The sequence below is a fragment of the Mesorhizobium sp. M0522 genome (assembly GCF_040321085.1).
Lineage (GTDB): Bacteria > Pseudomonadota > Alphaproteobacteria > Rhizobiales > Rhizobiaceae > Mesorhizobium.
Genome location: NZ_JAMYQW010000004.1, coordinates 97681 through 110038 on the forward strand (window position 1 = coordinate 97681; position 12358 = coordinate 110038).

The 12358-nt window shown below is 64.1% G+C and carries 10 protein-coding genes; 6 read left to right on the forward strand and 4 right to left on the reverse strand.

The window, feature by feature from the left end; translation table 11 throughout:
• Complete coding sequence (locus NKI58_RS07130; RefSeq protein ID WP_352784778.1) at positions 1–1077, reverse strand: quinone-dependent dihydroorotate dehydrogenase; 1077 nt, start codon at positions 1075–1077, stop codon at positions 1–3.
• Positions 1074–1424, reverse strand: coding sequence for a DUF952 domain-containing protein (locus NKI58_RS07135; RefSeq protein ID WP_352784734.1), 351 nt, complete (start codon positions 1422–1424; stop codon positions 1074–1076). Before NKI58_RS07135 ends, NKI58_RS07130 begins: the two co-directional genes overlap by 4 nt.
• Positions 1425–1550: 126 nt before the next feature.
• On the opposite strand from NKI58_RS07135, the gene NKI58_RS07140 reads away from it, so the two are divergent.
• Positions 1551–1982, forward strand: a complete 432-nt coding sequence (locus tag NKI58_RS07140; RefSeq protein WP_352784736.1) for a hypothetical protein — start codon at positions 1551–1553, stop codon at positions 1980–1982.
• 119 nt (positions 1983–2101) lie between these two features.
• Positions 2102–2764: a response regulator transcription factor gene (locus NKI58_RS07145; RefSeq protein WP_031211969.1), complete on the forward strand. Its 663-nt coding sequence runs from the start codon at positions 2102–2104 to the stop codon at positions 2762–2764.
• 3 nt (positions 2765–2767) lie between these two features.
• On the opposite strand, the gene NKI58_RS07150 is transcribed toward NKI58_RS07145, so the two are convergent.
• The gene (locus NKI58_RS07150; protein ID WP_352784740.1) at positions 2768–6256 is read right to left on the reverse strand and encodes a PAS domain-containing hybrid sensor histidine kinase/response regulator; all 3489 of its coding nucleotides are present in this window, start codon (positions 6254–6256) and stop codon (positions 2768–2770) included.
• 232 nt (positions 6257–6488) lie between these two features.
• Here NKI58_RS07150 and mscL point away from each other — a divergent pair, with 232 nt between their 5' ends.
• Positions 6489–6911, forward strand: coding sequence for a large conductance mechanosensitive channel protein MscL (gene mscL, locus NKI58_RS07155; RefSeq protein WP_023677369.1), 423 nt, complete (start codon positions 6489–6491; stop codon positions 6909–6911).
• A 111-nt stretch (positions 6912–7022) separates the two neighbouring features.
• Positions 7023–8189 carry a pyridoxal phosphate-dependent aminotransferase gene (locus tag NKI58_RS07160; RefSeq protein WP_352784742.1) on the forward strand — a complete coding sequence of 389 codons (1167 nt, stop codon included), beginning with the start codon at positions 7023–7025 and terminating at the stop codon, positions 8187–8189.
• A gap of 303 nt (positions 8190–8492) precedes the next feature.
• Here the strand turns inward: NKI58_RS07160 and hemA are convergent, their stop codons facing one another.
• Entirely contained in the window at positions 8493–9770 is a 1278-nt protein-coding gene (hemA, locus tag NKI58_RS07165) for a 5-aminolevulinate synthase (RefSeq protein WP_352448656.1), read from the reverse strand.
• Positions 9771–10035: 265 nt separating this feature from the next.
• On the opposite strand from hemA, the gene galE reads away from it, so the two are divergent.
• Together galE and NKI58_RS07175 are read left to right on the forward strand one after the other, a co-directional pair.
• A complete protein-coding gene (gene galE, locus NKI58_RS07170) occupies positions 10036–11031 on the forward strand; it encodes a UDP-glucose 4-epimerase GalE (protein ID WP_352577006.1) in 996 nt (331 codons plus the stop codon).
• 43 nt (positions 11032–11074) lie between these two features.
• A complete protein-coding gene (locus NKI58_RS07175; RefSeq protein ID WP_352784748.1) occupies positions 11075–12325 on the forward strand; it encodes a D-amino acid dehydrogenase in 1251 nt (416 codons plus the stop codon).
• The last annotated feature ends 33 nt before the right edge of the window (positions 12326–12358 follow it).

The window sequence follows — 12358 nt, forward strand, 5'->3', positions numbered from 1 at the left end:
CTAAAACGGTTTCGCCGCCCATTGATCGAGGCGGCTGTCGCGAAGCTCGCGCAGCGACTTCAGCCGTTGACTGTCCATGAAACGGACCATGCCGGAAAGAATACGCCCCGGCAGCGCAGGCCCGGCATAGATCATGCCGGTGTAGAGCTGCACGAGGTCGGCGCCGGCACGGATCTTTTCCAGCGCCGTCTCGGCGGAATCGACGCCGCCGACGCCGATGATAGTGGGATCCGGGCCAAGCAGTTTTCGCATCCTTGCCAGCACGATAGTCGAGCGCTCGAACAAGGGTTTCCCCGAAAGCCCGCCGGTCTCGCCGGCAAGGCCGGCGCTGCTCAGGCCGGCTCGCGCGATCGTGGTGTTGGAGACGATGACGCCGTCCATTTGCTTGTCGGTGATCTCGGCGGCGATGTCCTCAAGCTCGGGCTCGACCAGGTCCGGGGCGATCTTGAGGAAGACGGGCGGTTTTGCCGGTGCCGCCGCACGCGCAGCCATGACCCGCGACAGGAGCTCTCCAAGCTGGTCGCGCGCCTGCATGTTGCGCAGGCCCGGCGTGTTCGGCGAGGAGATATTGATCGTCAGATAGCTGGCATATCGCGCGAACCGGATCACGCCGCGCTCATAATCACTGACGCGGTCGGCGCTGTCCTTGTTGGCGCCGATGTTGATCCCGACGATGCCGGGGCGGCCCTTGCGGGCGGCAAGGCGCTTCTCCGCGGCGGCGTGGCCCTCATTGTTGAAGCCCAGCCGATTGATCACCGCCCCCTCCGAAGGCAGCCGGAAGATGCGTGGCTTTGGATTGCCCGTCTGCGGCAGCGGCGTGATCGTGCCGACCTCGGCGAAGCCGAAGCCGAGGCCGAGCAGCGCGTCCGGCACTTCGGCATTCTTGTCGTAACCCGCGGCCATGCCGAGCGGGTTCGGGAAATCGAGCCCGCAACGGCTGACCTTTAACCTGTTGTCCTGCGGCGGACGACCGGCGACCGGCAGCCCGCATCTCAGCGCGGCAATCGACAGCCCATGCGCGGTTTCCGGATCGAGCGTGAACAGCAGTTTCTGGCCGATCCGGTCGAACGCGCTCATTCGGCCTCCAGCGCCGGGAATTCATGCCGGCCGTCAACGCCGAGCGGCAATGCCTGCAACGAAACGACCGCATCGAGGCCGAGCCCGCCATAGAGATGCGGGAACAGGGCGCCGCCGCGCGAGACCTCATATTTCAGCGCATCGCCGAGGCGCGCGCTATCGACGGCGACCAGCAGCAACCGGCTTTGGCCGGCGAAATGTTTGGCCGCCGTTTCCCGAACCTGCCCGGCGGTGGAAAAATGGATGAAGCCGTCGGCGACGTCGATAGGCGCGCCGGTGAAGCGGCCTTCTCTTTCAGCCTCGCGCCACAGCACCTCGGGAACTATCTTGTAGATGATCTCGGACATGGTTGCGCTATAGTCCGAACCGACCACGCGGGGAAGGGCAGGCCCGTGTTCTTCCCCATTTCAGGTTCATCCCCATTTCAGGCGCAAACTGTGATAGATTGCGCTGACTGGCTCATGGAGGAAAACATGCGTCTGAAACACGTCTTGATCCCCGCAGCACTGGTGTCGCTTGTCGCGGCGTCGGCCTTTTCCGAGGAAGCCGATCGCTACCGGTTGGAGAAATCGGCCAATGGCTATGTCCGCATGGATACGCAAACCGGCGCCATGTCGCTCTGCGAGGAACGCTCCGGCCAGCTCGTCTGCAAGACGGCGGCCGACGAACGTGCCGCCCTACAAGATGAGGTCGACCGGCTGCAAAGTTCGGTGAAGGCGCTCGACGAACGCGTCGCCAAGCTCGAAAATTCGCTTGCCGCCCGTTTCGAATCGACTTTGCCCAGCGAGGAGGATTTCAACAAGACGATGGGCTACATGGAGCGCTTCCTGCGCAGCTTCATGGACATCGTCAAGGACATGGACAAGGACGAAGACAGCGCCAAGCCCAATTCGCAAAAGACCTAGGCAATTCGCAAAAAGACCTGGGGCGGGAATAGCAAGCCGCCCACGCCGGACGGCAGGCGTAGCGTTACAATCGTTCAGATCCTGCAAGGCGGAACATCGCCAATGGGATTCGGGGAGGGATATCACCGTTGGGCTACACATTCGTCATTGCCGACGATCATCCGCTTTTTCGCGGTGCATTGAGGGAGGCACTCGCGGGCATCGGAGACGTTGCCGCCATTCATGAGGCCGGCGATTTCGAAAGCGCCAAGGCGCTGGTCCTGGCCAATGAGGATGTCGATCTGGTGCTGCTCGATCTCTCGATGCCGGGGGCAAGCGGTCTTTCCGGCCTGATTTCGCTGCGCGGCATCCATCCGGCGGTGCCGATGATGGTGGTCTCGGCGCATGACGATCCGGTGACGATCCGGCGCGCGCTCGATCTCGGCGCCTCCGGCTTCATCTCCAAATCGGCCAGCATGGAGGAGATCCGCAATGCGGTGCAGTCGGTGCTTGCCGGCGATATCGCGGCTCCCGTTGGCATCGATCTCGGGGTGGAGCGCGATCCCGAGATTTCCGACCTGATCAAGCGGCTGCAGGCGCTGACCCCACAGCAGACGCGCGTGCTCGGCATGCTGGCTGAGGGACTGCTCAACAAGCAGATCGCCTATGAGCTCGGGGTCTCCGAAGCGACGATCAAAGCGCATGTCTCGGCCATCCTGCAGAAGCTCGGCGTCGACAGCCGCACTCAGGCGGTGATCCTTTTGTCCAAAATCGGCAGCGACCCGCTGCAGACGGCCGGCTGATTCCTATTCGGCCGCCGGCGCCAGCGGCCTGACCCTGGCCATCATCGAGCGCAGCATCGCCGGTTTCAGTGGTTTGCTGATCACCGGCACGTCGAGCCTGCCGGCAGCGGCGCGAACCTCGCTGGAGCGGTCGGCGGTGACCAGCACGGCCGGCAGGTCCTCGCCATGGATCGCACGCAACTGGGCGATCAATTCGAGGCCGGTCTTGTCGTCGAGATGATAGTCGGCAAGCACGATGTCCGGCCGATGCATGCCTGACCTCTCGAGATCCTCCGCGCCGGAAAGCGTGTCGACGCTGCAGCCCCAACCCTCGAGCAGCAGCCGCATGCCGTCGAGGATGCGGGCGTCGTTGTCGATGCAGAGCACATGGAGCCCGGCAAGCGATGCCGCGGCACGGGCAGGCGGCTTCGCCTCGGCCTCGCGCCGCGGTGCCTGCACGGCCACCACCGGCAGCAACACGGAAAAGCGTGTGCCCTTGCCTGGGTTGGAGAAGATCCGGATTTCGAGGCGCAGGACGCGGGCGATGCGGTCGACAATGGAGAGCCCAAGGCCGAGGCCTTCCGCCTCGCGTGCGCCCTCGTCCAGCCGGGTGAATTCGCGGAACACGGTGTTCAGCTCGTCGCCGGCAATGCCGATGCCGGTGTCGATAACCTGGATCTCGGCCAGTTCGCCGCGCCGCCGCGCGCCGACCAGGATGCGGCCACGGCGCGTATACTTGATGGCGTTGGAAACCAGGTTCTGGATCAGCCGGCGCAGCAGATTGCGGTCCGTCATGACGCTGAGCGACGACGGCATGATCGAGAGTTCGAGCTTCTTTTCGGCGGCAAGCGGCCGGAAGTCGTTGCCGATCTGGCGCAGCAGCCCGTCGAGGCCGAAGCTCGTATCGTCCGGCTTCATCGCGCCGGCATCGAGGCGCGAAATGTCGAGCACCGCGCCGAGGATGGTCTCGACCGATTCCAGCGACGATTCGATGTTCATCGCCGCCTTGCCGGCAGGTCCCTTGCCGGTCTTCTCGATCAGCGACGAGCAATAGAGGCGGGCGGCGTTCAGCGGCTGCAGGATGTCGTGGCCGGCGGCAGCGAGGAAGCGGGTCTTGCCGAGATTGGCCTCCTCGGCCAGCATCTGCGCCTGCGCCAGCTCCTCATTGACGCGGGTGAGCTCGGCGGTGCGGCTCTTCACTCGCTGTTCCAGGGATTCGTTCGCGCGCTTCAGCGCCAGATCCTGCTCGACGCGTCCGGAAATGTCGGCGTAGGTGGCGACGATGCCGCCGTCCGGCATCGGATTGGAGCGCAATTCCAGGATGCGCCCGCTTGTCTTCAGCTCCATCTGCCATGGGCTGACGAAGCTGGTCAGGCGGTTGAGCATGGTGACGCGCTGGTCTGCCGGTATGTCACCGCGCTCGGCAAGGTGGCGCAGGATACGATCGAGTGAGACGCCGACCTGGCCCATTTCGTCGGGCAGGTCGAACAGCGCCCGGTACTGGCGGTTCCAGCAAATCAACCGGAAATCGCGGTCGAAGACAGTGATGCCCTGTTCCATCTGGTCGAGTGCGATCTGCAGCAGATCGCGATTGTGCTGCAGCGCCTCGGTGGCGTCGTCGAGCAGGCGGAAGGCGTCCTTGGATTCGCGGTCGTTGCGGCGCAGCAGCAGCGACAGGATCAGCCGCGCCGAGGATGAGCCGACGGCACTGGCCAGAAGCTGCTCGGAGAAGCGGATGACATCCATGCTGGCCTGTTCGTTGCCGAGCAGGGAAGTGCCGCTGCTCTTTTCGAACGACTGAAAGGACCGCTCGGTGCGTTCGACACCGAGATAGCGCGCGATCGTGTCCTTGAGGTCGTTGACGGTAATGGTGGTGCGGAAGCGGCGCAGGCTGGGCAGCGGACCCGCTTCGCGCGGCACGAAGATCGACGCCTGGATGCGTTCCAGCGGCACCGACGCCCGCGACAGCGAGCCGAACACAAAAAACAGCGTGTTGATCGACAGGCTCCACAGCACGCCATGGTTCAGCGGCTCGGCGACGGTGCCGAAAAGAGCCTGCGGCCGCAATGCATCGAAGCCGAACAGGCCGTGGACGAGGATGCCGGTATCGGGCGCGACGAGCGAGGGAAGCAGCAGCGTATAGCTCCAGACGACGATGCCGGCGACCATGCCAAGTGCGGCACCCCTTCCGTTGGCGCCGCGCCAGACCAGGCCGCCGATCATTGCCGGCGCGAACTGCGCGATCGCGGCGAACGACATCAGGCCGATCGAGGACAGCCGCGCGCTGTTGGTGCTCTCGCGGTAGTAGAGAAAGGCGATGAACAGCATGATGAAGATCGCCGCCCGCCGTACATTGAGGATGAGCGTCGACCAGTCCTCGTTCTCGGATGTCGTGGTCCGCAGCAGCCGGCGCACGAACAGCGGAATGATCAGGTCGTTGGAGATCATGATCGACAGCGCGACGCTTTCGACGATCACCATTGCGGTCGCCGCCGACAGCCCGCCGATGAAGGCGGCCATGGCCAGCACGTCGTGGCCGCTGAACAGCGGCAGCGACAGAACGTAAAGGTCGCTGCTGGTCCTGGGGCCGACCAGTTCCAGGCCGGCCAATGCGATCGGCAGCACGAACAGGTTGATTGCCACCAGATAGAGCGGAAACACCCATGTCGCTGTGCGCAGCTCGGCCTCGCTGCGGTTTTCGACGATGGTGACGTAGAACTGGCGCGGCAGCATGAGGATGGCAAAGCCGCTCAGGCATGTCAGCACCAGCCAGGTAGCGAGCGAGGTGTTGTAGCCCATCGCCTGGCGCACCTGCGTGTTTTCGGCGAGCTGGTCGAACATATCGCCTGGCCCGCCGAAGATCAGGAACGTGACCATCAGGCCGATCGCCAGGAAGGCGGCGAGCTTGACCACGGTCTCGACCGCCACAGCCAGCACCAGCCCGTCCTGGTGCTCGGTGGCATCGGCATGGCGCGTGCCGAACAGCACCGCAAACAGCGCCAGCAGCATGGCCACGACCAGCGAGATGTCACTGACGAACGGATCGAACGACGGCGGCGAGCCGGTATAGTGCTCGACCATCAGGCTGACCGAGCCGGAGATCGCCTTCAATTGCAGCGCGATGTAGGGCACGGCGCCGATGGTCGCGATCAGCGTAGCGATCGCCGCGACAGCGAAGCTCTTGCCGTAGCGGGCACCGAGAAAGTCGGCGATCGAGGTGATCTTCTCGGTCTTGGCCAGCCTGACGATGCGCTGCAGCAGCGGAAAGCCGAACACGAACACCAGCACCGGTCCGATATAGATGCCGAGGAACTCCAGGCCGCGCTCGGAGGACAGCCCGACCGAGCCGAAGAAGGTCCAGGAGGTGCAGTAGATGGCGAGGCTGAGCGCATAGATAAAGGGCCGGGCGCGGCCAGGCCCGGATGAAGTCGAGCGCCGGTCGCCCAGGCTGGCGATGGCAAACAGCAACGTCACATAGGCGATCGCGATGATGACGATGAACCAGCCCTGCACGGCTCGAACTTCCTCCCTGCGCCGATTTTTTCATCCGGCCTTGCAGACGCAATCACAGCTTGGCCACCGAGTCCATCGCGGCTTTCGGCGCATTATGGCCGCGGCTTCGCGCAATCCAGGCCGGGGAAACACGTCTTTGCGCCTGTCGCAACCGCAGGTTTTTGCTATTCTGCCCGCCGGTCGATGCCGAGGCGTGGACGGCAGCACGGCCGGTCAGGACAAGGAGGGTCGAATGCTGAAAGAATTTCAGGAATTCATTTCCAGGGGCAATGTGATGGACCTGGCCGTCGCCGTCATCATTGGCGCTGCCTTCGGCAAGATCGTCACCTCGCTGGTCGACGACATCATCATGCCGGTCATCGGGGCGATTTTGGGCGGATTGGACTTCAACAACTACTTTCTGCCCTTGTCCTCGGCCGTTAACGCCACATCGCTGGCTGAGGCAAAGAAACAGGGCGCGGTCTTCGCCTATGGCAGCTTCATCACCGTGGCACTGAACTTCCTTATCCTCGCCTTCATCATCTTCCTGATGGTCAAGGCGGTGAACAATCTGCGCCAGCGGCTGGAGCGCGAGAAACCGGCCGCCCCGGCCGCTCCGCCGCCGGCCGACGTCGCCCTCCTCACCGAAATTCGCGATCTCCTCGCCAGGAAGTAGCGCCTGCGGTAACTTTCTGGACCAAAACCCCGGTCGCTTGCGGTCGGGGTTTTCTGTTTTCGTCCGCCCTGAAACACGCTAGCAGTCGAGCAAAGGAAAACGGACCCATCCATGACCCTGATCGATACCTTGCGCGCCGAGGCTCGGGCGGCGCCTGAAAGCGGCATTGTCGCCGTCATGAACCGTGGCCGGGGCCGCGACGGCATGATCCCGCTCTGGGCCGGCGAGGGCGACCTGCCGACGCCTGCCTTCATCACCGATGCAGCCGCCAAGGCACTCGCCGGCGGCGAGACCTTCTACACCTGGCAGCGGGGCATTCCCGAACTCAGGCAGGCGCTCGCCCGCTACTACACCAGGCATTTCGGCAAGACCTTCGCCAACGAGGAATTCATCGTCACCGGCTCCGGCATGCATGCCATCCAGATGGCCATCGACGCGGTGGCCGGCAAGAGCGACGAACTCGTCTACCTGTCGCCGGCATGGCCGAACTTCGCCGCTGCCGCCGGCGTCGCGGGCGCTGTTCCAGTCGCGGTCACGCTCGACCAGTCTGGAAATGGCTGGTCTTGCGATGTCGACAAGATCGCAGCGGCGATCACGCCACGGACCAAGGCGCTGTTCGTCAACACGCCGTCCAACCCGACCGGCTGGACCGCCGACAAGGAGACGCTGCAGGCGATCCTCGACCTTGCCCGTGAAAGGGGCCTGTGGATCATCGCCGACGAGATCTATTCGCTGTTTCATTACGGTCGCGGCCGGGCGGCGTCCTTCATCGACATCATGGCTGATGAGGACCGCATCCTGTTCGTCAATTCCTTCTCGAAGAACTGGGCGATGACCGGCTGGCGCATCGGCTGGATCAAGATCCATCCCGCCTTGCAGCAGGTGTTCGAGAACCTGGTTCAGTATTCGACTTCCGGCGTTGCGCAGTTCATGCAGCGCGGCGCCGTCGTTGCCCTCGATGTGGGCGACGCCTTCATCGTCGAGCAGGTGGAGCGGGCGAGGGCGGCGCGCGACCTGGTCTGCGGCATTCTCGCTACGACCGGCAGGGCGCGGTTCACAGTGCCGCAGGGCGCATTCTATTTATTCTTCGCGGTCGACGGCATCACCGATTCCCGCGCTGCCGCCTTCGACATGGTCGACCGCGCCAATGTCGGCCTGGCTCCCGGCACCGCCTTCGGCCCCGGCGGCGAAGCCTTCCTCAGGCTGTGCTTCCACCGCCGTCTCGACCAGCTCGAGGAAGCCGCACACCGGCTGGCGAAATGGATGAAGAGTGTGTGAGCTTTGTCGAGGGAGACGGATACGGGTGCGCAACCTGGATCGTTGCACTTCTCGGCCACTGTAGCGGCGTGGATCCTAGGGTCTGCGCTCCGCTTCGCGTTCGCTCCGCCCTAGGATGACGAAAAGAGGGGACGCTTCCCGCCAATCTCCAACGTCCGCGACTGGTTCTTGTACCACCACGCGTTCGTCATCCTGGGGCGGAGCAGGAGCGAAGCGACGTAGCGGAGACCCTAGGATCCATGCCGTTACCTTCGAGCGTCGCGGCGTGGACAGCAGCCAGCATCTCGCCTGAGCGGGCGACCTTCAGCCGCCCGACTTCGGCACCAGCAGCGGAATGACGCGGTCGCTCTTGGCGACCGACGGTCGGCCCGCCGAACCGTAGGGAATCCCCAACGCATCCCATGTCTCGACCAGCGCGTCCTGCAGGGACGCAATCAACGCGTCCGAATGGAACGGTGTAGGCGTGATGCGCAGCCGCTCGGTGCCGCGCGGCACTGTCGGGTAGTTGATCGGCTGGATGTAGATGCCGTGCACACCGAGCAGGCGGTCGCTGGCCATCTTGCAGAGCTCGGGATCGCCGACCAGAAGGGGCACGATGTGGGTAGGCGACTCCATCACCGGCAGGCCGGCCGCGGCCAGCACTTGCTTGGTCCGTGTCGCCTGACGCAGCTGCGCGTCGCGCTCGGCCTGCGAGCGCTTGAGATGGCGGATCGAGGTGGTTGCCGCGGCAGCGATCGCCGGCGGCAACGCCGTGGTGAAGATGAAGCCCGGCGCATAGGAGCGCACCGCGTCGATCACCGCAGTGTTGCCGGCGATGTAGCCGCCAAGCGTGCCGAACGCCTTGGCCAGTGTGCCCTCGATGATGTCGATGCGGTCGGCCAGCCCTTCGCGCTCGGTGATGCCGCCGCCGCGCGGCCCGTACATGCCGACGGCGTGGACCTCGTCGATGTAGGTCATGGCGTTGTAGCGCTCGGCGAGGTCGACGATCTGCTTGATCGGCGCGATGTCGCCGTCCATCGAATAGACGCTCTCGAAGACAATCAGCTTGGCGCGCTCGCGGCCGGCCGTCTGCAGCAGGCTTTCGAGATGCGCGACGTCGTTATGGCGGAAGATCTTCTTCTCGGCGCCCGAGCGCCGCACGCCCTCGATCATCGAAGCGTGGTTGAGCTCGTCCGAGATGATCAGGCAATTGGGAAGCAGCTTTGCAATGGTCGAGATCGACGCCTCGTTGGAAACGAAGCCGGAGGTGAAAACCAGTGCGGCTTCCTTGTCGTGCAGGTCGGCCAGCTCCAGTTCGAGCTCGACCAGCGGGTTGCTGGTGCCGGAGATGTTGCGGGTGCCGCCGGCCCCCGACCCCATCTTGCCTGCCGCCTTCTGGAACGCGGCAATGACGTCGGGATGCTGGCCCATGCCGAGATAGTCGTTGGAGCACCAGACGGTGATTTCCTCGGCGCGGCCATTGGCGCGCCAGATGGCGCGCGGGAATTTCCCGACAATACGCTCAAGGTCGGCGAAGACGCGGTAGCGACGCTCCGCATGGAGCTGGTCGATCGCTTCCTCGAAAAACCGCTGATAGTTCATGTCGCCTTCCCAGTTTTGCGCGGGATCATAGTCATTGGCCCATTCATCGTCCACCTGGCCTTTTTGGTCAAAATGCCACGCCCCGAGCCTGTTCCTAACGACCACGGAACGTGGCCTATTCCCTTGATGTGGATCAATCTTGTTTCACGACAATGCCACGCGCCGATGAGACCGGTTACCGCAGGTTCTAATGGCTTGGCGGCAGGTTTTCCAGTAAGGCGACGATTGAGACAGTTCCGACAAATCATGAATAGCGAGGATGCGGATGACGGTTTTGGTGACAGGCGGTGCCGGCTATATCGGTAGCCATATGGTCTGGGAATTGCTGGACACGGGCGACAACGTCGTCGTCCTCGACCGGCTTTCCACCGGCTTTGAATGGGCGGTGGCCCCGGAAGCAAAGCTCGTCGTCGGCGACGTCGCCGACAGGGAACTGGTCGCCTCGATCATTCGCGACAATAAGGTCGACGCGATCATCCATTTCGCCGGCTCGATCGTGGTCCCCGAATCGGTCGCCGACCCGCTTGCCTATTACGAGAACAACACCTGCAAGACGCGCACCCTGATCGAGACCGCTGTGCGCGAAGGCGTGCCCAATTTCATCTTTTCCTCGACCGCCGCCGTCTATGGCGGCGCCGGCCTGGAGCCGGTGCGCGAGGATGCCCGGCTTGCGCCGGAATCGCCCTATGGCCTGTCCAAGCTGATGAGCGAATGGATGCTGCGCGACGCGGCGATTGCCCATGGGTTGCGCTATACGGCGCTGCGCTATTTCAACGTCGCCGGCGCCGATCCGAAGGGCCGCACCGGCCAGTCGACGCCCGGTGCCACGCATCTGATCAAGGTCGCTTGCGAGACGGCGCTCGGCAAGCGCTCCTTCATGCAGGTGTTCGGCACCGACTATCCGACGCCGGACGGCACCTGCATGCGCGACTATATCCACGTCAGCGACCTGGCGGCGGCGCATCGGCTGGCGCTTCAGCGGCTGCGTGCCGGCGGATCGAGCCTGGTCGCCAATTGTGGTTACAGCCACGGCTATTCGGTGCTCGAGGTCATCGACAGCGTCCGCCGCGTCTTCGGCCATGATTTCGAGGTACGGATGGGCGATCGCCGCGCCGGCGACGCCGCCGCGGTCGTCGCCAATTCGGAGCTGGCGCGCGGCGAGCTCGGCTGGACCCCGCAGCGCGACAACCTCGACCAGATCGTTGCCGATGCGCTTGCCTGGGAGCGCATCCTGACCAGCAAGAATTCGGCTCTGGGGTGAAGTGGGCTCTCCGCAAAGGTTGGTTCAGCGCGCTGGGGGCGGAATGAAAATCCTGGTGCTTGGGGCCGGCGTCGTCGGTACGGCGGCGGCCTATTATCTGGCCAGCGACGGCCATGAGGTGACGGTGATCGAGCGCCATCCGGCGGCGGCACGCGGCACCAGCCGGTCGAATGCCGGCCTGGTGTCGCCCGGAGACGCCACCGCCTGGGCCTCGCCAGCCGCGCTGAAGACGTTCCTGCGCGGCCTCTACAACCACGATCTCGGCATCAAGGTGCGGCTGCGCTTCGATCCGTATTTTTTCGCCTGGAGCCTGCGCTTCCTGCGCCAGTGCACGCATAAGCGCATGCGCGCCAACACCGACGTCAAGTTGCGTCTGGCGCTCTATTCGCGCGACTGCATCAACGCCGTCTCCGCCGAAACCGGCATCCACTATGACGAGCGCAAGAAGGGAATTCTCTATTTCTTCCGCTCGCAGCAGAGCTTTGATACCGGCACCGACAATTATCGCTATCTCGGCGAACACGGCCTGCCGATCGAGATCGTCGGCCGCGACCGGCTGGTCGAGCTCGAGCCCGGCCTTGCCGGCGCCAAGGACAAGATAGCCGGCGGCGTCTATTCGCCGATCGACCAGACCGGCGACTCCAGCCAATTCACGCAGCGCCTCGCTGCCTATGCCGCCGAGAAACTCGGCGTCCAATTCCTCTACGGCACCACGGTTGAAGGCCTTGACATCGACGGCGACCGGGTGCGCGCGGTGATGACCTCGGCCGGCCCGATAATCGGCGACGCTGTGGTTATCTCGATGGGGCCGGAGAGCGGTCTGCTCGGCCGCCGCTACGGCATCGACCTGCCCGTCTATCCCGTGAAGGGCTATACCGTGACTGTTCCGCTGGAAGATGAAAGCAAGGGGCCGATCATGGGCGGCGCCGACGAGGACCGGCTGATCGGCTATTCCAGGCTGGGAAATCGGCTGCGGATGTCCTCGACGGCGGAGTTCACCGGTTTCGACCGCACGTTCAAGCCACGCGATTTCAACTCGATCCTGAACACCGGCAAGGACCTGTTCCCCGGCGCTTTCGACGAGAGCAAGGCTGAGCTCTGGGCTGGACTTCGCCCGATGATGCCGAACTCCGTGCCGGTCATCGGACGGGCGCGGTACGACAATCTCTATCTCGACACCGGCCACGGCCATCTCGGCTGGACCATGGCCTGCGGTTCGGGAAAATTCCTTGCTGACGTGGTCGCCGGCCGCAAGCCGGAGATCGATCCGCAAGGATTGCTCTACAGGAACTAGGCATCTCCAGACATCAGGGCGCCATGAGCTCGG